This window comes from Burkholderia pyrrocinia, assembly GCF_022809715.1.
GTDB lineage: Bacteria > Pseudomonadota > Gammaproteobacteria > Burkholderiales > Burkholderiaceae > Burkholderia > Burkholderia pyrrocinia_C.
This window is the reverse complement of sequence record NZ_CP094460.1, coordinates 1,598,239-1,616,192: the sequence shown is the minus strand read 5'-3', so window position 1 is coordinate 1,616,192 and position 17,954 is coordinate 1,598,239. Positions and strand designations below refer to the sequence as shown.

At 67.7% G+C, this 17,954-nt stretch carries 15 protein-coding genes and 2 pseudogenes; 9 read left to right on the top strand and 8 right to left on the bottom strand.

All coding sequences use genetic code 11. From position 1 onward, the window contains the following. Positions 1 to 112 precede the first annotated feature (112 nt). The 6 genes from MRS60_RS24145 to MRS60_RS24120 are packed head-to-tail and all read left to right on the top strand — an operon-like array spanning position 113 to position 7,166. Positions 113 to 1,498 (top strand): L-serine ammonia-lyase, encoded by a 1,386-nt coding sequence (locus MRS60_RS24145; protein WP_034180814.1) that lies wholly within the window; start codon positions 113 to 115, stop codon positions 1,496 to 1,498. A 16-nt stretch (positions 1,499 to 1,514) separates the two neighbouring features. After that, positions 1,515 to 2,759: a sarcosine oxidase subunit beta family protein gene (locus MRS60_RS24140; protein WP_034180813.1), complete on the top strand. Its 1,245-nt coding sequence runs from the start codon at positions 1,515 to 1,517 to the stop codon at positions 2,757 to 2,759. A 25-nt stretch (positions 2,760 to 2,784) separates the two neighbouring features. Then, positions 2,785 to 3,099 carry a sarcosine oxidase subunit delta gene (locus MRS60_RS24135; RefSeq protein WP_034180812.1) on the top strand — a complete coding sequence of 105 codons (315 nt, stop codon included), beginning with the start codon at positions 2,785 to 2,787 and terminating at the stop codon, positions 3,097 to 3,099. Further along, the gene (locus tag MRS60_RS24130) at positions 3,096 to 6,107 is read left to right on the top strand and encodes a sarcosine oxidase subunit alpha family protein (RefSeq protein WP_034180811.1); all 3,012 of its coding nucleotides are present in this window, start codon (positions 3,096 to 3,098) and stop codon (positions 6,105 to 6,107) included. The genes MRS60_RS24135 and MRS60_RS24130 overlap by 4 nt, the downstream gene beginning before the upstream one ends. After that, positions 6,097 to 6,729: a sarcosine oxidase subunit gamma gene (locus MRS60_RS24125; RefSeq protein ID WP_034180810.1), complete on the top strand. Its 633-nt coding sequence runs from the start codon at positions 6,097 to 6,099 to the stop codon at positions 6,727 to 6,729. Before MRS60_RS24130 ends, MRS60_RS24125 begins: the two co-directional genes overlap by 11 nt. Then, entirely contained in the window at positions 6,726 to 7,166 is a 441-nt protein-coding gene (locus MRS60_RS24120; RefSeq protein ID WP_034180809.1) for a dihydroneopterin aldolase, read from the top strand. Before MRS60_RS24125 ends, MRS60_RS24120 begins: the two co-directional genes overlap by 4 nt. Positions 7,167 to 7,370: 204 nt before the next feature. Here MRS60_RS24120 and MRS60_RS24115 read toward each other — a convergent pair. Further along, a pseudogene (locus tag MRS60_RS24115) lies at positions 7,371 to 8,361 on the bottom strand (alkene reductase). A gap of 169 nt (positions 8,362 to 8,530) precedes the next feature. On the opposite strand from MRS60_RS24115, the gene MRS60_RS24110 reads away from it, so the two are divergent. After that, positions 8,531 to 9,406 carry a LysR family transcriptional regulator gene (locus MRS60_RS24110; protein WP_243565661.1) on the top strand — a complete coding sequence of 292 codons (876 nt, stop codon included), beginning with the start codon at positions 8,531 to 8,533 and terminating at the stop codon, positions 9,404 to 9,406. 24 nt (positions 9,407 to 9,430) lie between these two features. On the opposite strand, the gene MRS60_RS24105 is transcribed toward MRS60_RS24110, so the two are convergent. From MRS60_RS24105 to osmF, 5 genes are all read right to left on the bottom strand, one after another. Beyond that, positions 9,431 to 10,102: a lytic transglycosylase domain-containing protein gene (locus tag MRS60_RS24105; protein WP_243565660.1), complete on the bottom strand. Its 672-nt coding sequence runs from the start codon at positions 10,100 to 10,102 to the stop codon at positions 9,431 to 9,433. Positions 10,103 to 10,323: 221 nt separating this feature from the next. Beyond that, a complete protein-coding gene (locus tag MRS60_RS24100; protein WP_034180805.1) occupies positions 10,324 to 11,100 on the bottom strand; it encodes an ABC transporter permease in 777 nt (258 codons plus the stop codon). After that, the gene (locus tag MRS60_RS24095) at positions 11,097 to 12,044 is read right to left on the bottom strand and encodes an ABC transporter ATP-binding protein (protein ID WP_034180804.1); all 948 of its coding nucleotides are present in this window, start codon (positions 12,042 to 12,044) and stop codon (positions 11,097 to 11,099) included. The genes MRS60_RS24100 and MRS60_RS24095 overlap by 4 nt, the downstream gene beginning before the upstream one ends. Then, a complete protein-coding gene (locus MRS60_RS24090) occupies positions 12,041 to 13,219 on the bottom strand; it encodes an ABC transporter permease (RefSeq protein ID WP_243565659.1) in 1,179 nt (392 codons plus the stop codon). The genes MRS60_RS24095 and MRS60_RS24090 overlap by 4 nt, the downstream gene beginning before the upstream one ends. Next, the gene (gene osmF, locus MRS60_RS24085) at positions 13,216 to 14,139 is read right to left on the bottom strand and encodes a glycine betaine ABC transporter substrate-binding protein OsmF (protein ID WP_034180802.1); all 924 of its coding nucleotides are present in this window, start codon (positions 14,137 to 14,139) and stop codon (positions 13,216 to 13,218) included. Before osmF ends, MRS60_RS24090 begins: the two co-directional genes overlap by 4 nt. Positions 14,140 to 14,305: 166 nt before the next feature. On the opposite strand from osmF, the pseudogene MRS60_RS35210 reads away from it, so the two are divergent. Further along, a pseudogene (locus MRS60_RS35210) lies at positions 14,306 to 14,722 on the top strand (2-hydroxyacid dehydrogenase); the annotation flags it as partial. Then, on the top strand, positions 14,692 to 15,234 hold the full coding sequence (locus tag MRS60_RS35205; RefSeq protein ID WP_432207835.1) for an NAD(P)-dependent oxidoreductase: 543 nt from the start codon (positions 14,692 to 14,694) through the stop codon (positions 15,232 to 15,234). The pseudogene MRS60_RS35210 and the gene MRS60_RS35205, both read left to right, overlap by 31 nt. 90 nt (positions 15,235 to 15,324) lie before the next feature. On the opposite strand, the gene MRS60_RS24075 is transcribed toward MRS60_RS35205, so the two are convergent. Both MRS60_RS24075 and MRS60_RS24070 read right to left on the bottom strand, forming a co-directional pair. Then, complete coding sequence (locus MRS60_RS24075; protein ID WP_243565658.1) at positions 15,325 to 17,283, bottom strand: Xaa-Pro dipeptidyl-peptidase; 1,959 nt, start codon at positions 17,281 to 17,283, stop codon at positions 15,325 to 15,327. 485 nt (positions 17,284 to 17,768) lie between these two features. Continuing rightward, positions 17,769 to 17,942: a hypothetical protein gene (locus MRS60_RS24070; protein ID WP_175750170.1), complete on the bottom strand. Its 174-nt coding sequence runs from the start codon at positions 17,940 to 17,942 to the stop codon at positions 17,769 to 17,771. Positions 17,943 to 17,954 lie beyond the last annotated feature (12 nt).

The following is a 17,954-nucleotide window of genomic DNA, read 5'->3' as shown; positions in this document are numbered from 1 at the left end:
CGCTTGGCGGCGGTATCCCACGCCGATGCCGTTTTTGTTCTATCGGCCAATTTTACGCTTTGATGTACTGGTGCCCAACGTCATTCCACGCATGTCATCCAGAGGAAGCCAGATGAACGTCAGCGCGTTCGACCTGTTCAAGATCGGCATCGGCCCGTCCAGTTCGCATACGGTCGGCCCGATGATCGCCGCGTGCCGCTTCGCGTCGCACGTGGAGGACGCGAACCTGCTCGGCTTCGTGCGCCGCGTGCGGGTCGAGCTGTACGGCTCGCTCGGCGCGACCGGCAAGGGCCACGGCACCGACAAGGCCGTGCTGCTCGGCCTCGAGGGCCACCTGCCCGACACGATCGATCCGGACCTGATCGAGCCGCGGCTCGCCGCGATCCGCGCGGAGAAGTCGCTGTCGCTGCTCGGCAAGCAGACGGTCCGCTTCGAGGAAAAGGAGCACATCGGCTTCTTTCGCAAGCTGATGAGCGGCACGAGCATCGTGCACCCGAACGGGATGCGCTTCCAGGCATTCGACGAACACGGCCAGTTGCTGGTCGAGAAAGAGTATTACTCGGTCGGCGGCGGCTTCGTCGTGAACCGCGACGGCGATCGCGTGAACGGCGTGCGCGCGGCGGTCGAGGTGCCCTATCCGTTCCGCACCGGCGACGACCTGATGCGCCAGTGCCGCGAACACGGGCTGTCGATCGCCGAGCTGATGCTGCGCAACGAAAGCGCGCTGCGCCCCGCCGACGAAGTGCGCGCCGGGCTGCTCGCGATCTGGCGCACGATGGCCGCCTGCGTCGAGCGCGGCTGCAAGGTCGAAGGCGAACTGCCGGGCCCGATGCGCGTGAAGCGCCGCGCGGCCGAGATGAACGGCAACCTGCGCGCGCGTTCGGAAGAGTCGCTGCGCGACCCGCTGTCGATGCTCGACTGGGTCAACCTGTACGCGATGGCCGTCAACGAGGAAAACGCGGCGGGCGGGCGCGTCGTCACCGCGCCGACCAACGGTGCGGCCGGCGTGATTCCCGCGGTGCTGCACTACTACGTGAAGTTCGTGCCGGGCTCGAACGAAGCCGGCATCGTCGAATTCCTGCTGACGGCCGCGGCGATCGGGATCATCTACAAGGAAACCGCGTCGATCTCCGGCGCGGAAGTCGGTTGCCAGGGCGAAGTGGGCGTCGCGTGCTCGATGGCCGCAGCCGCGCTCGCCGCCGTGATGGGCGGCACGCCCGACCAGGTCGAGAACGCCGCCGAGATCGGCATGGAGCACAACCTCGGCATGACCTGCGATCCGGTTGGCGGGCTCGTGCAGATCCCGTGCATCGAGCGCAACGCGATGGGCGCGATCAAGGCGCTGAATGCGTCGCGCATGGCGCTCAAGGGCAACGGCCAGCACTACGTGTCGCTCGACTCCGTGATCAAGACGATGCGCGAGACGGGTGCCGACATGAAGACGAAATACAAGGAAACGTCGCGCGGCGGTCTCGCCGTGAACGTCATCGAATGCTAACGAAGGGTCAATCATCATGAGCCGCTACTCGATATTCAGCCTGTTCCGCAACGGCCTCTCGTATCACGAGAACTGGGAAAAGCAGTGGAAGAGCCCGGAACCGAAGAAGGAATACGACGTCGTGATCGTCGGCGGCGGCGGCCACGGCCTCGCGACCGCTTACTACCTCGCGAAGGAACACGGGATCACGAACGTCGCGATCCTCGAGAAGGGCTGGATCGGCGGCGGCAACACCGCGCGCAACACGACGATCGTGCGCTCGAACTATCTGTGGGACGAATCGGCCGCGCTGTACGAGAAGGCGATGAAGCTGTGGGAAGGGTTGTCGCAGGACCTGAACTACAACGTGATGTTCAGCCAGCGCGGCGTGATGAACCTCGCGCACACGCTGCAGGACGTGCGCGACACCGAGCGCCGCGTCAATGCGAACCGGCTGAACGGCGTCGATGCCGAATTCCTGACGCCCGCGCAGATCAAGGAAATCGAGCCGACGATCAACCTGAACAGCCGCTATCCGGTGCTCGGCGCATCGATCCAGCGCCGTGCGGGCGTTGCACGCCATGACGCGGTGGCCTGGGGCTTCGCGCGCGGCGCGGACCGCGCCGGGGTCGACATCATCCAGAACTGCCAGGTGACGGGCATTCGCCGCGAAGGCGGCGCGGTGGTCGGCGTCGATACGGTGAAGGGCTTCATCAAGGCGAAGAAGGTCGCGGTGGTCGCGGCCGGCAACACGACGACGCTCGCCGACATGGCCGGCGTGCGCCTGCCGATCGAAAGCCACCCGCTGCAGGCGCTGGTGTCCGAGCCGATCAAGCCGGTCGTCAACTCGGTGATCATGTCGAATGCGGTGCACGCGTATATCAGCCAGTCCGACAAGGGCGACCTCGTGATCGGCGCGGGCATCGACCAGTACACGGGCTTCGGCCAGCGCGGCAGCTTCCACATCATCGAAAGCACGCTGCAGGCGATCATCGAGATGTTCCCGGTGTTCTCGCGCGTGCGGATGAACCGCCAGTGGGGCGGCATCGTCGACGTGTCGCCGGACGCGTGCCCGATCATCACCAAGACCGACGTGAAGGGCCTCTATTTCAACTGCGGTTGGGGCACCGGCGGCTTCAAGGCGACGCCCGGCTCGGGCTGGGTGTTCGCGCACACGATCGCGCGCGACGAACCGCATCCGCTGAACGCGCCGTTCGCACTCGACCGCTTCTACACGGGCCACCTGATCGACGAGCACGGCGCTGCAGCCGTTGCGCACTAACCCCCAACACCACGAGGAGAACCTTATGTTGCTGATCGAATGTCCGTGGTGCGGGCCGCGCGCCGAATCCGAATTCTCGTGCGGCGGCGAAGCCGACATCGTGCGCCCCGTCAACAACGAGAACATGACCGACCGCGAATGGGGCGAGTACGTGTTCATGCGCGAGAACAAGCGCGGGCTGCACAAGGAGCAATGGCTGCACACGCAGGGCTGCCGCCGCTGGTTCAAGGCCACGCGCGACACGGTGACCTACGATATCAAGGGATACGAAACGTTCGGCGGGGCTGCCATCAGCGGCGCAGCTGCCGGCAACGCACACGAAGAGGGCACGAGCAAATGAGCCAGAAAGACCGTCTCGGCACCGGTGGCCGCATCAATCGCGCGATTCCGTTGACGTTTACGTTCAACGGCCGCACGTACCAGGGCTTCCAGGGCGACACGCTCGCGTCCGCGCTACTCGCGAACGGCGTGCACTTCGTCGCGCGCAGCTTCAAGTACCACCGTCCGCGCGGGATCGTGACCGCGGACGTCGCGGAACCGAATGCCGTCGTGCAGCTCGAATCGGGCCCGTACACGGTGCCGAACGCGCGCGCGACCGAAATCGAGCTGTACCAGGGGCTCGTCGCGACCAGCGTGAACGCTGAGCCGACGCTCGAGAACGACAAGTACGCGATCAACCAGAAGCTCTCGCGCTTCCTGCCGGCCGGCTTCTACTACAAGACCTTCATGTGGCCGCGCAAGATGTGGCCGAAGTACGAAGAGAAGATTCGCGAGGCGGCCGGCCTCGGCAAGGCGCCCGAGGCGCTCGACGCCGATCGCTACGACAAGTGCTACGCGCACTGCGACGTGCTCGTCGTCGGCGGCGGCCCGTCGGGCCTCGCGGCCGCGCATGCGGCGGCCGTGGCCGGCGCGCGCGTGATCCTCGTCGACGACCAGCGCGAGCTCGGCGGCAGCCTGCTGTCGTGCCGCGCCGAGATCGACGCGAAGCCCGCGCTGCAGTGGGTCGAGAAGATCGAGGCCGAACTGCGCAAGCTGCCCGACGTGACGATCCTGTCGCGCAGCACCGCGTTCGGCTACCAGGACCACAACCTCGTGACGGTCACGCAGCGCCTGACCGATCACCTGCCGGTGTCGATGCGCAAGGGCACGCGCGAGCTGCTGTGGAAGGTCCGCGCGAAGCGCGTGATCCTCGCGACCGGCGCGCACGAGCGTCCGATCGTGTTCGGCAACAACGACCTGCCGGGCGTGATGCTCGCGTCGGCCGTGTCCACCTACGTGCATCGCTTCGGCGTGCTGCCGGGCCGCAACGTGGTCGTGTTCACGAACAACGACCGCGCGTACCAGACCGCGCTCGACCTGAAGGCGTGCGGCGCGAAGGTGACGGTCGTCGATTCGCGTGCGTCGTCGAACGGCGCGCTGCCGGCCGCTGCGAAGCGGCAGGGCGTGACGGTGATGAGCGGCGCGGTCGTGACCGCGGCATCGGGCAAGTGGCGCGTATCGTCGGTCGACGTCGCGTCCAGCACGAACGGCCAGGTGGGCGGCAAGCTGCAGACGCTGCCGTGCGACCTCGTCGCGATGTCGGGAGGCTTCAGCCCCGTGCTGCACCTGTTCGCGCAGTCGGGCGGCAAGGCCTGCTGGAACGACGAGAAGGCCTGCTTCCTGCCGGGCAAGCCGGTGCAGGCAGAGGCCAGCATCGGTGCGGCGGCGGGCGAATTCGGCCTGGCGCGCGCGCTGCGGCTCGCGGTCGATGTGGGCGCGGAAGCGGCGAAGGCAGCGGGCTTCACGGCCGCGCAGCGTCCTGCCGCACCGCAGGTTGCCGAAACCGTCGAAGGCGCACTGCAGCCGCTGTGGCTGGTCGGCAGCCGCGAGGCCGCGGCGCGCGGGCCGAAGCAGTTCGTCGACTTCCAGAACGACGTGTCGGCCGCCGACATCCTGCTCGCCGCGCGCGAAGGCTTCGAATCGGTCGAGCACGTGAAGCGCTACACGGCGATGGGCTTCGGCACCGACCAGGGCAAGCTCGGCAACATCAACGGGATGGCGATCCTCGCGCAGGCGCTCGGCAAGTCGATTCCGGAAACGGGCACGACGACGTTCCGCCCGAACTACACGCCCGTGTCGTTCGGCACGTTCGCGGGCCGCGAGACCGGCGATTTCCTCGACCCGATCCGCAAGACCTGCGTACATGAATGGCACGTCGAGCACGGCGCGCTGTTCGAGGACGTCGGCAACTGGAAACGGCCGTGGTATTTCCCGAAGAACGGCGAGGATCTGCACGCGGCCGTGAAGCGCGAATGCCTCGCGGTGCGCAACAGCGTCGGCATCCTCGACGCGTCGACGCTCGGCAAGATCGACATCCAGGGCCCCGATGCAGTGAAGCTGCTGAACTGGATGTACACGAACCCGTGGAACAAGCTCGAAGTCGGCAAGTGCCGCTACGGGCTGATGCTCGACGAGAACGGGATGGTGTTCGACGACGGCGTGACGGTGCGCCTCGCCGACCAGCATTTCATGATGACGACCACGACGGGCGGCGCGGCGCGCGTGCTCACGTGGCTCGAACGCTGGCTGCAGACCGAATGGCCCGACATGAAGGTGCGGCTCTCGTCCGTCACGGATCACTGGGCGACGTTCGCGGTGGTCGGCCCGAAGAGCCGCAAGGTCGTGCAGAAGGTGTGCCAGGACATCGATTTCGGCAACGAAGCGTTCCCGTTCATGAGCTACCGCAACGGCACCGTCGCGGGCGCGAAGGCGCGCGTGATGCGGATCAGCTTCTCGGGCGAACTGGCCTATGAAGTGAACGTGCCGGCGAACGCGGGCCGCGCGGTGTGGGAAGCGCTGATGGCGGCCGGTGCCGAATTCGACATCACGCCGTACGGCACCGAGACGATGCACGTGCTGCGCGCGGAGAAGGGCTACATCATCGTCGGCCAGGATACCGACGGCTCGATCACGCCGTACGACCTCGGGATGGGCGGCGTCGTCGCGAAGTCGAAGGACTTCCTCGGCAAGCGTTCGCTCGCGCGCTCGGATACCAAGAAGGAAGGCCGCAAGCAGTTCGTCGGCCTGCTGACCGAGGACGAGCAGTTCGTGCTGCCGGAAGGCGCGCAGATCATCGAGAAGGACACGCAGGTGTCGGCGGTCGATCCGACGCCGATGATCGGACACGTGACGTCGAGCTACTACAGCCCGATCCTGAAGCGCTCGATCGCGCTTGCGGTGGTGAAGGGCGGCCTGAACAAGATGGGCGAGAGCGTCGTGATTCCGCTGGCCAACGGCAAGCGCATCACCGCGAAGATCTCGAGCCCGGTTTTCTACGATACCGAAGGGGTGCGCCAGCATGTGGAATGAAACGAGAAACCAGACGCAGGTGGCGGGCGCCGGCGGCGTGACGCTTGAATCGCCGTTCGTCGGCGCGGCCGACGTGCTGAAGACGCACCAGGCGCGCGCATCGAAGAAGTTCACGCTGCGCGAGCGGCCCTTCCTCGACCTCGTCAACGTGCGCGGCGAGTTGAGCGATCCGGCGTTCGTGAGCGCGTTCGAGCGCGTGGTCGGCTGCCGGCCGCCCGCGCAGCCGAACACGATCGCGCGCGGCGCCGAGTACGACGTGCTGTGGCTCGGCCCCGACGAGTGGCTCGTGCGCTCGAACGGGCCGGTGCAGGCCGGCGTGCTCGAGGCGAAGCTCGCGGAGGCCGTGCAGGGCACGTATTCGGCGGCCGTCGACGTCGGCAGCGGCTACACGGTGGTCGAGATCAGCGGCGAACGCGTGCGCGACGTGCTCGCGCGCGGCTGCCCGCTCGATCTCCATCCGCGTGCGTTCAAGCCGGGCCAGTGCGCGCAGTCGCATTACTTCAAGGCGTCGATCGTGCTGATCCCGACCGGCGACGATACGTTCGAGATCGTGCTGCGCCGCAGTTTCGCCGACTACTTCGTGCGCATCATGCTCGACGCGGCCGCGCCGCTCGCGTCATGAAGCCGTTCGACGAACCGTTCGTGGCGATCGACGCGCCGCGCCTGCGCGGGCGCGGCTGGAGCGTGTTCGTCGACGAACTGAAGGTGCCCGCGCGGATCGGCATTCATGCTCACGAGCATGAAGCGCCGCAGCCGATCGTGATCGATGCGCGGCTCGGGTATCGCTGCGAGCCGAGCGAGCAGGGCGAGTGGATCGATTACGACGGCTATTGCGCGCGTGTCGCGTCGTTTCTGTCGCACAAGCCGCATACGCGGCTGCTCGAGACGCTCGTCGCCGATATCGCGGTGCTGTCGTTCCGCGAATGGCCGGCGCTGGAGTCGCTGACGCTGTCGGTGTACAAGCCGAAGATCCGGCCGGGCACGAAACGCGTCGGCGTGTCGCTCGACTGGACGCGCGGGGATTATTTGCGGTGGACGGGGGCGGCGGGGCAGATTTGATGCGGCCGGCTGGCAGCAGTCGGCCGGAGCTTGCCGATGTGCATTGTTCCTGAAATATCAGAACAATCTGAGTGCCGTCGAGGCGGAAGGCTTTGTTCCTGAAATATCGGAACAAAGGGTCGTTCCGCCTAATGTTGTCTCCGTAACGAACCGATGCCGCGACACCCGTTCCGGCGTGTCGCGGCATCGCGCCGTGCGGATGCGTTACGCCGCAGCCGCGCCGCTCAACGCCGGATAATCCACATACCCGCGCGCATCGCCGCCGAAGAACGTGTCGCGCTGCGCGTCGTTCATCGGCGCGCCCGTCTTCAGCCGCGTCACGAAATCCGGATTCGCGAGCACCATCTGGCCGTACGCTTCGAGATCGGCGAGGCCCGCTGCGACATCCGTGCCGATCGCGTCGCGCGTGCGGCCCGGCCGGTTCACGATCAGCGTGCCGCTCCAGCGCTTGCGCAAGTCAGCGAGCAGCGGCTCGTCGCCCTGATGCATCACGTGCAGGTACGCAAGGCCGAGCCGGTCGAGCTGCGTCGCCAGGTGGCGGTACAGGTCCGGCCCTTCCGCGCCTTCGTCGATCCCCCACAGCGTGGTGCCGGGCGACAGGCGGATCGCGGTGCGGTCCGCGCCGATCTCGTCGGCGATCGCCTCGGCGACCTCGATCGCGAAGCGCGCGCGATTCTCGATCGAGCCGCCGTACGCGTCGCTGCGCGTGTTGGCGTTGGGCGCGAAGAACTGCTGGACCAGATACCCGTTTGCGCCATGGATCTCGACGCCGTCGGCGCCGGCCTCGATCGCGCGGCGCGCGGCGAAGCGGAAGTCGTTCACGGTGTCGCGCACCTCGTCCGTCGTCAGCGCGCGCGGCGCGGGAATCTCCTGCATCCCCTTCATCGTGAACATCGGCACGCCCGGCGCGATCGCCGACGGCGCGACGCCCTGGCGATGATGCGGCGTATTGTCGGGGTGCGACGTGCGCATCGGTGTAGATGCCGGGCGTCGTCAGGTAGCCCTGGCCGTCGTCCGACGGTTGCGTCCCTTCGCTGACGATCAGGCCGAGGCCAGCGCGCTGCGCATAGTATTCGGCGGCCAGTTCGCCTGGCGTGCCGTCGAACGCGGCGCGGCTGCGCGTCATCGGTGCCATGACCAGGCGGTTTTGCAGCGTGTAACGGCCGACACGGGCCGGGGTGAACAGTGCGTCCATGATGCGTGACTCCTCGAAGTTCGGGATGCGGGATCGGGGCGATCCCGCATCGGGCGGCGGCCGCGCACGTTGCGCCGGCCTCGCCTCCACGTGCACATCATCCATTGCTTCCTTTTCGAGATAAATATGGTAGTTTGGATAACATTGATCCATTGATGGAGCAGTGGGCGTGGAACTGCTGAACGACATGGCGCTGTTCGTGGAGGTCGTGAAGGCGAAGGGCTTTCGCAGCGCGGCCGACGCGCTGGGGATGCCGAATTCGACGCTGTCGCGGCGGATCGGCGCGCTGGAAAAGGCGATCGGCTTGCGGCTGCTGCATCGCACGACGCGCCGGATCGAGCTGACGGAGGCCGGGCAGCTGTATTTCGAGCGCTGCAAGCGCATCGTCGACGAGGCGCGGCTCGCGCACGAGCAGCTCGGCGAGCTGCTGGCCGAACCGTCGGGCGTGCTGCGCGCGTCGTTTCCGGTCGATTTCGCGGTGATCTACCTGACGCCGCTGATCGTCGAATTCGCGAACCGTCATCCGAAGCTGACGTTCGATTTCGAGCTGACGTCACGGCGCGTCGATCTGGTGAGCGAGCCGTTCGACGTCGCGATCCGCATCGGCGAATCGGCGGATTCGCAGCTCGTCGCGCGGCGGCTCGCTACGTTCCGCAATTACCTGTATGCGTCGCCGCGCTATCTGGAGCGCTCGGGCGAGCCGCGCGAGCCGGACGACCTGACGCGGCATCAGTGCCTGAGCGTGCTGCACGTCGATGTGTGGACGCTGCATGACGGCGTGCGGGAGGTCGAGGTGCCGGTGGGCGGGCGGTTCGTCGTGAACAGCGTCGGCATGAACCGGCAACTGGCCGTGCATGACGCGGGGATCATCCGGATGCCGGAGGAGATCGTGGCCGACGACGTGGCCGCAGGAAGGTTGCGTCGCGTGCTGCCCGGATGGGAGGGCACGCCGGTGCCGGTCTATGCGATGACGGAAACGCGTTTGCTGCCCGCGAAGACGCAGATTTTCATCGAGTTTCTGCGCGAGCATTTCGCGCACAAATGACGGGTTGTGCCGCGCGGATTGCGTTTATTTGGCGTTGCGGTTCGCGGCCGCGGGCGACATCGACGATTCGCTGACCGGCACCATCCGCGCCTTCGTGTCGTTCGCGACTTTCGCGTCGTCGTCGGGTTCGAGCACGAAGCGGAACGAATCGACCCGCTGCATCACCTTTGCCGCATATGCATTCGAACCGCCATAGTTCTTCAGCCCGGCCTGCACGTTGCCGCCGGCCGCTCTCACGTAGCCCGACAGGATCGCGGACCCGACCTCGACGTTCGCGTTCGGCTCGGTCAGATCCTTCACGTTGCGCAGCAGGCCGCGGTGCGCGGCCGGCACGACCTGCATCAGCCCCGTTGCGCCATGCTGGCCGCGTGCCTTTTCCTGGAAGCGCGATTCGATCGAAATGATCGCGTAAACGAGTGCCGGCGGCAGCGAATATTTCGTCGCAGTCACGCTCACGATATCGGCGAGCTTCGCGGCCCGCTCCTTCGCGACGCCGAATTTCTTCGACAGGTAGGCCGTGATGCGGCGGTTTGCTTCGTTCGGCTGATCGTTGGCGTTGGCGAGCGGCGCGGATGCGACGGACGGTGCCGATGCGGCCGCTTCGGGCGCGGACGCAGGCATCGCGGGCGCTTGCTGCGCCGACGCCTGTTGCGCGATGCCGAGCGAAAGCACGATCAGACAGAGAAACCGTCGCATGGTGGAGTGCTGGGAATTGGGAGGCGCATAGTATATCGGCCAATCGCGGCCGGTGGTCGAGCGCCGGCTCGAATGAAAGCGCCGTGTAGGCTTGTATCGGTTCGCGACGACCGATGGGCCGATCGTTGCACGGACACGCATTCGGAGTCCGGATGAACGTCGCTGTCGGTTCCGGGATCGTATCCTCATTTCCCCGTGCACGGGGAAGCGACGCGAGCCGCCTATGCGCGCCGCGCGGCAGCCACCCGCGCAATTGCGCCGATCGCATCGCTGACGAGCACCGCGAGCAGCCCGACGATTACGCCGCCCTGCAGCACGAACGCGGTGTTCGACGTCTGCAGGCCCGCGATGATCACGTCGCCGAGCCCGCGCGCGGCGACCGTCGAGCCGATCGTCGCGGTGCCGAGATTGATCACGACCGCGAGCCGGATGCCGTTGACGATCACCGGAAACGCGAGCGGCAGCTCGACCGACACCAGTTGCTGCCAGCCGCTCATTCCCATCCCGCGCGCGGCGTCGACGACGTCGCGCGGCACGTCTTCGAGCCCCGCGATCGTGCTTTCGAAAATCGGCAGGAGCCCGTACAGCACGAGCGCGATCAGCACGGGTTTCAATCCGAAACCGACGGCCGGCACCGCGAGCGCGAGCACCGCGACCGGCGGGAAGGTCTGGCCGATGTCGACGACGCTGCGCGCGACCGGCAGGAAATCCGCGCCGGCCGGCCGCGTGACCGCGATGCCGGCCGCGACCGCGACAATCGTGCCGATCAGGCTCGACAGCGCGACCGTGCCGAGATGCGCGAGCGTGAGATCGAGCAGGCTCGCGCGATCGTAGATGACCGGCGCGCCGTTGTCCGCGAACGGCGCGAACAGCCCCTGCAGCCATGCAGGGCGCAACAGCAGCACGAGCAGCAGCGCGAGCGCGGTCGCGCGGGCCGCATACGCGGGCAGCCGCCGGCGCAGCGCCGAACGCGTTGGCCGCACGCCGTGCGTCGTCATGCGGGCTTCCTCGCGTGCTCGCGGATCGCGTCGAGCGTGATGCGGCGCGTGTTGTGCGCGTTGCTGCCGCCGCCGTCATCTACCGGCAGCGCGTCCGCGCCGCGCCACAGCAGCTCGGACACCGCATCGCGCAGCGTGCGCGTCGCGGCGATCGGTTCGCCGTCGGCATGGCCGGGTTCTGCCACCGCGTCGATCGGCGTCAGCGCGAGCAGGCGCAGCGGCCGGTCGACGCCGGCAACGAGCTGCTCGACGACGCCGGCCGCCGGCTTGCCGAGAATCTCGGCGGGCGGCGCGACCTGCAGCAGCCGTCCGCCGTCCATTACCGCGATCGTGTCGCCGAGCTTCAGCGCTTCCTCGATATCGTGCGTGACGATCACGACCGTGACGCCGAGGCGGCGCTGCAGCGCGAACAGGTCGTCCTGCGCCTTGCCGCGAATGATCGGATCGAGCGCGCCGAACGGTTCGTCCATCAGCAGCATCCCGGGCTCGGCCGCGAGCGCGCGCGCGACGCCGACGCGCTGCTGCTGGCCGCCCGACAATTCGTGCGGCAGCTTGTCCGCGAATTCGGCCGGCGCGAGATGGAACAGGTCGAGCAGTTCGTTCACGCGCGCGTCGATGCGCGCCGGCGGCCAGCCGAGCAGGCGCGGCACGGTCGCGATATTGCGCGCGACGCTCCAGTGCGGAAACAGCCCGTGCCCCTGGATCGCATAGCCGATGCCGCGCCGAAGCTGCTCGGGAGCGACGGTGGCCGTATCGACGCCGTCGATGCGGATCGTGCCGCTGGTGGGCGCGATCAGCCGGTTGATCATGCGCAGCAGCGTCGACTTGCCGCTGCCCGATGCGCCGACGAGCGCGGTGATCGTGCCGCGCTTCATCGTCAGCGATACATCGTCGACGGCGACGACGTCGCCGAAGCGTTTGCCGACACGTTCTATCTCGATCATCCTGCACGCCCCTTCGCGAGCGACGTCGCGGCTTCGAACACGACGGCGGCCGCCAGTGCGAGCGCGATCGTCGGGATCGCGCCGAGCAGCACGAGATCGGCGGCCGATTGCCCGATCCCCTGGAAGATGAAGGTGCCGAACCCGCCGCCGCCGATCAGCGCGGCGACCGCGGTCAGGCCGATGTTCTGCACGAGCACGATGCGCACGCCGCTCAGGATCACCGGCAGCGCGAGCACGAGGTCGACGCGCAGCAGCCGCTGCGCGCGCGTCATGCCCATCGCGCGCGCCGCTTCGGTCACGTGCGGCGGCACTTGCTCGAGCCCGACCACGACGCTCGATGCGATCGGCAGCAGCGAATACAGGAACAGCGCGAGCACGGCCGGCGCGACGCCGATCCCGCGGATGCCGAGCGCGGCCGCGAGCGGCACGTGCGCGGCGAGCAGGCCGAGCGGCGCCATCATCAGCCCGTACATCGCGATGCTCGGGATCGTCTGCACGACATTGAGCACGGGCATCGCGACGGTGCGCACCGCCGCGATGCGCGCGCACGCGATGCCGAGCGGCACGCCGGCGACGAGCGCGGCCGCGACCGAGCCGCCCGCGAGCGACACGTGCCGGGTCGCTTCGCGCCAGAAATCGTCGCTGCGCACCGCGTATTCGCGCATCACGGAGAGGCCGTCCCACCAGCCGCTCGCGAGCGGCACCGAGATCGCCGCAATCGCGACCACGAGCGCGACGAGGCGCCGCCATGGGCCGAACGCGAGCCGCGCGAGCGCGTCGGCGACGAGCACGGCCCACGCAAACAGCAGCAGCCAGACACCGGCGGCGGGCGACACGCGCGCGAGCATGTCGTCGGGCGCGACGACATGCGTCGCGGCCGCACCGACCGCATACGCGAGCGTTGCGAGCCACGTGCAGCCGGCCGCGAGCCGCCACGCGGGGCGGCTCGCCGTCATCGCCCACAGTGCGCTGGCGATCCACAGTGCAGCGAGCGCAGCGCCCTGCACGGCGGGCAGCGCGGCAAACACCGACAGCCCCGTGCCGGCCGCGATCCGGTTCGGCCGCAGCACCGCGAACGGCATGCCGAGCACCGCGACGATCGTCAGGACACCGATCAGGATGCCGACCTTGTCGGGTATCACGCGCCGCGCGGACGCCGCCGCGCGACCCGTCATTTAACGAAGCCCTTCGATTTCAGGTAGCTTTTCGCAACACCTGCCGCCGGCTCGCCGTTGATCTGGATGCGTGCGTTCAGCGACTGCAGCGTCTTCAGGTCGAGGCTCGCGAACACGGGCTTCAGGTAGTCGGCGATCTGCGGATGGGCTTTCAGCGCGGCTTCGCGGATCACGGGCGTCGGCGCATAGACCGGCTGCACGTGCTTGTCGTCGTCGAGCACCGCGAGGCCGCTCGATGCGATGCCGCCGTCGGTGCCGTAGACCATCGCGGCATTCACGCCGTCGGTCTGGTTCGCGGCGGCCTTGATCGTCGCGGCCGTATCGCCGCCGGACAGCACGACGAGTTGCTCGGGCTTCAGCTTGAAGCCGTACGCCTTCTCGAACGACGGCAGCGCGGATGCGCTGTTCACGAATTCGGCCGACGCCGCGAGCTTCAGCTTGCCGCCGCCCGCGATCCATTTGCCGAAATCGGAGAAGGTCTTCAGGTGCTGCGATTGCGCGACAGGCGCGAGCACGGCGACGCCCCACGTGTTGTTCGCGGGCGCCGGTGCGAGCCACACGAGATGGTTCGCCGCGTAGTCGAGCTTCTTCGCGGTGTCGTAGCCCTGGCTTGCGTTCTTCCACACCGGATCGTCGGCCTTGTTGAAGAAGAACGCGGCATTGCCGGTGTATTCGGGGTAGATGTCGATCTCGCCGCTCGTGAGCGCCTTGCGCACGATCGGCGTGGTGCCGAGCGCGATCTTTTCGGTGACCGGAATGCCGTGGGCCTTCAGCACCTGCGCGATCAGGTTGCCGAGCAGGTTGCCTTCGGTGTCGATCTTCGACGACACCACGACGGGCGTGTCGGCGTGCGCGCCGGGGGCGACGACCGCGGCGGCAAATGCGAGGCCCAGGATCCGGGCGGGCAGGGCGAGTTTCATCGGGGCCAATCTCCAGGACGGGGGCGTACGCCGAAAGTTACTTGACTGAGCCGGCTTTGGCAAACCGCGTACGGCGGCGTGCCCACAGCCCGTGTGGGGATAACCCGCATCCGTCATGCGGGCTTGATACACTGAAATCCGTTCCCGCCTGTGGACACTTGCTGACATGAAGCCCGAGCTGCTGGTCCTCATCGCATTGCGCGGCGACGCGCATCGCGAGATCGCCGCGTCGTTCGACGTGCGCTACGCCCCGACCGCCGAAGAACGCGAACGCGCGATCGCCGAACAAGGCGGCACGATTCGCGCGGTGCTGACCAACGGCAGCACGGGTCTGGCCGCTGCCGACATCGATCGTCTTCCACAACTCACGTTCGTCAGCGCGCTCGGCGCCGGCTACGAGCATATCGACGTCGCGCATGCGAAGGCGCGTGGCATCACGGTCGTGACGGGCGCCGGCACCAACGACGATTGCGTCGCCGATCACGCGTTCGCGCTGCTGCTCGCGGCGGTGCGCGGCGTCGTGCGGCTCGATGCGAAAACCCGCGCGGGCGTATGGCGCGAGGGCTGCCGATGCCGCCGAACGTGTCGGGCAAGAAGCTCGGCATCGTCGGGCTCGGCAAGATCGGCGAGAAGTGCGCACGCCGCGCGGCCGGCTTCGACATCGAGATCGGTTATCACAACCGTTCCGCGAAGCCTGTTCCTTACCGCTATTTCGACCGGCTCGACGCGCTCGCGCAGTGGGCCGATTTCCTGATCGTCGCCACGCCGGGCGGCGCGGGCACGCGGCACATGATCGACCGCGCGGTGCTCGATGCGCTCGGCCCCGGCGGTTTTGTCGTCAACGTATCGCGCGGCAGCGTTGTCGATACCGCTGCTTTGGCAGACGCGCTGCGCGAAGGGCGCATCGCGGGCGCGGGGCTCGACGTGTATGAAGGGGAACCGGAGCCGCCGCGCGCGCTGACGGATCTCGACAGCGTCGTGCTGACGCCGCACATGGGCGGCTGGTCGCCCGAGGCGCTCGATCGTTCGGTGCAGCAGTTTCTCGACAACGCCGCGCGGCATTTCGCGGGGCAGCCGGTGCTGACGCCCGTTTGAGTCGGGTTTTTCGCAGATAAAAACAGTGCGGACGGCGACCGACGTCGAAAAGACATCGGTCGCCGTCCGCTTTGCGTCATGCGCGCCCGCTTACGACGAAGCCGAAACCAGAGGCACCGTCACCGACGTACCGGCCGGATCGAGCGTCAGGCCGGTGCCCGGCGTCGGCCGCAGCGTCGCCTCGTTGTCGCTGGACAGCACGACGAGCCCCAGCCGGTGGCCGGCTTCGAGCTTGTAATCGCGCGGCATGAACGTCAGCTTCAGGTCGTACGGCATCCCCGGCAGCACGGGTTCCGACAGCCAGTCGGACAGCCGGTTGCGCGGGTCGGTCCATGCACGCGTGACGATCGTCGCCGTGCCGTCCGGCGCGCGGTCGACCAGCAGCGCGGTCACGTTGGCCACCCCCGTGAAGGTCAGCTTGACACGGGCCGTCGCGGTGCCGGAAAGCCGCGTGGCAGCCGTGAACGGCGCGGTCTCGAAGCGGCTGCGGTTTTCGCCGGTCGGTGCATTCGCCAGCGTGAGCGCGGTAATGCGCGCATCGTCGGTGAAGCGTGCGAGCGGGCCGCCGGTCGGCATCCGCAGCAGCGTGCCGGTACTCGCGCCGTCGCCGCCCGCGAAATACGAAACCGGCGTCGCATGGCGCGCGGCCCAGTCGGCTTCCTTCAGCAGCTTGCCGTCCGCCTGCTCGATCACCGCGCGCGGATCGTGTTCGACGCCGTTGTCATAACCGATCAGGTAGCGCGTAAACCACCGGTTCACCTCCGCGGTCCACGCATCGGCCATCGCCGGCACGCGCGTCGGATCGGTGTGTTTCAGGCGGTGCAGCCACAGCTGCGTCGGCACGCCCTGGCGCCGCATCGCGAGATACCACGACGTCGACTGGTCGACGCGCACGTTGTCGTCGGTCAGCCCTTGCGCGACGAGTGCCGGCGCGGCCGCGAACGCGGTCGGGATGTCGCGCGCGGCCCAGAACGGCGAATAGTCGCCGGTCGTGCGGTTTTCCTTCTGCAACGCTTCGTCGATCAGGTGCGTGCAGCGCTCCGGATGCGCGTTCGTCAGCAGCGCCTTGATATACACGTCGACGTCTTCGCCCTGATAGCCTTCCGGCGCGCGCACGAGCCCGCCCGAGCGGTAATAGCCGTACATGTTCGACAACCCGGCGACCGGCACGATCGCATCGAGCCCGCGCGTGCGCAGGCTCGCGACCATCTTCGGCAGCGTGCCGTCGTACGACACGCCGTACATGCCGACATGGCCCGTCGACCAGTTCGCGACGACCGTCTTGCCGCTCGCGTCCTTCGCGGTTGCATCGCGGCCGAGCCAGCGGATCACCGACGCCATCGCGACCGATTCGTCGCGCGTCAGGATCGTCGGGCAGCCGTCCGAGCCGGCGGTGCCGAGCGAATCCGCGTAGACGATCGTGAAGCCGCGCGGCACGAAATAGCCTTCGATCCACGAGCGCCCGGCGGCGGCCGCTTCGAGCTGCTGCAGCATCCGCGTCTGCGGCGCGGCGGCCATGATGTGCGCGGACGTCGATGCCGATGCGGATGCGCTCGCGGCCGGATGCGGCGTGCCGTCGAGCTCGACGTCGACGTCGTGGTTCGGGCTGTCGGCGAGCCCTGCGTAGTACGGGCTCGCGAGCACGATGACGGGCGTGCGTGCGCCGTTCGCGGTTTCGGCCGGGCGCACGATGCGCACGTGGATGCGGTCGCGCGTGCCGTCGCCGTCGGAATCGACCGGCGTGTCGACCCACGCGTTCTCCTCGATCGTGCCGCCCGACAGCGACGGCTGCACCTGGCCGTTCGCGATCACGGGCCGGTAGCGCCCGCCGCTGGCCGGATTGGCGTACGGGACGCCGGACGGCGAAATGCGCGACGTCAGCGACTGCGTATCGGCCGCCGATGCGGAGGCCCCCTCCTGTTGGCCTTGCGCGAGCGCAGATGCACCCACCACGCTGCCGCCGTCGTCGCCGCCGCACGCGGCGAGCGTCGCGGCCGCAACGAGCGCGGGAAGCCATGCGCGCCGCAATCCGGTTCGATGAAAGTTCATTAGCGACCTCATTCTTGTTTGCGATTGTCCGGAACCGGCCGGTCCGCGATATGCCCCCTGCGGCCTGGCCGGGTGCTGCATCGGATGAAGCGGAACTGCACCTTCGAAAGCGCCGGGCGAGACGCCCGGATGTCACGGCCGGTGTCGGCGCGCGTGATGCGGCGCGCAAACCGGCGAGCGTCGGGGCGACTGCATCGCCCCGACCGGAAAGCGTCAGCGCGGCGGCCGGTTCGGGCCGCGCGGCCGAAGCGAAATCGGCAGCGTGATACGAATGCAGGAGTGCGAATCAAATGCGGGCATGCCCGACCTTCCTTCAGGTTTCAGATGAAACGGAACGGCACGATGCGATGAGGCGGGGGTGTTGCGAACGACGGTGCTGCAACGGCAGGAAAGCGCGACGCGTGTCGGCATGGCTGGCCGGATTTCTTTCCGGAAGCTTGCGCAAACTTATCTCAGTGAAATCTCGGTGTCAAACTTTTTTAGGTTTAGTCAAACAAAGTTTCGATGCGTTCGCGGCGTGCGGTCGCCGATCCGTGCGGCGTCGGTGTCAGCTTCGCTGGAGTCGATCCGTAAACAATCAAAAACAGCCTGAAAAGAGAGAGGGGCGTGACGATTCCGGTCACGCCGGACGACGGCAACAGCGTCGGTTTCCACGACATCGCGTAACGCTC

Bases quoted from the DNA above. Each gene is read 5' to 3' on its own strand.
- MRS60_RS24140 (WP_034180813.1), top strand. From the start codon at position 1,515: ATGAGCCGCTACTCGATATTCAGCCTGTTCCGCAACGGCCTCTCGTAT.
- MRS60_RS24135 (WP_034180812.1), top strand. From the start codon at position 2,785: ATGTTGCTGATCGAATGTCCGTGGTGCGGGCCGCGCGCCGAATCCGAA.
- MRS60_RS24125 (WP_034180810.1), top strand. From the start codon at position 6,097: ATGTGGAATGAAACGAGAAACCAGACGCAGGTGGCGGGCGCCGGCGGC.
- MRS60_RS24130 (WP_034180811.1), top strand. From the start codon at position 3,096: ATGAGCCAGAAAGACCGTCTCGGCACCGGTGGCCGCATCAATCGCGCG.
- MRS60_RS24090 (WP_243565659.1), bottom strand. From the start codon at position 13,219: ATGACGGGTCGCGCGGCGGCGTCCGCGCGGCGCGTGATACCCGACAAG.
- MRS60_RS24070 (WP_175750170.1), bottom strand. From the start codon at position 17,942: ATGTCGTGGAAACCGACGCTGTTGCCGTCGTCCGGCGTGACCGGAATC.
- MRS60_RS24100 (WP_034180805.1), bottom strand. From the start codon at position 11,100: ATGACGACGCACGGCGTGCGGCCAACGCGTTCGGCGCTGCGCCGGCGG.
- MRS60_RS24095 (WP_034180804.1), bottom strand. From the start codon at position 12,044: ATGATCGAGATAGAACGTGTCGGCAAACGCTTCGGCGACGTCGTCGCC.
- MRS60_RS24145 (WP_034180814.1), top strand. From the start codon at position 113: ATGAACGTCAGCGCGTTCGACCTGTTCAAGATCGGCATCGGCCCGTCC.
- MRS60_RS24120 (WP_034180809.1), top strand. From the start codon at position 6,726: ATGAAGCCGTTCGACGAACCGTTCGTGGCGATCGACGCGCCGCGCCTG.
- osmF (WP_034180802.1), bottom strand. From the start codon at position 14,139: ATGAAACTCGCCCTGCCCGCCCGGATCCTGGGCCTCGCATTTGCCGCC.
- MRS60_RS35205 (WP_432207835.1), top strand. From the start codon at position 14,692: ATGGCGCGAGGGCTGCCGATGCCGCCGAACGTGTCGGGCAAGAAGCTC.
- MRS60_RS24105 (WP_243565660.1), bottom strand. From the start codon at position 10,102: ATGCGACGGTTTCTCTGTCTGATCGTGCTTTCGCTCGGCATCGCGCAA.
- MRS60_RS24075 (WP_243565658.1), bottom strand. From the start codon at position 17,283: ATGAACTTTCATCGAACCGGATTGCGGCGCGCATGGCTTCCCGCGCTC.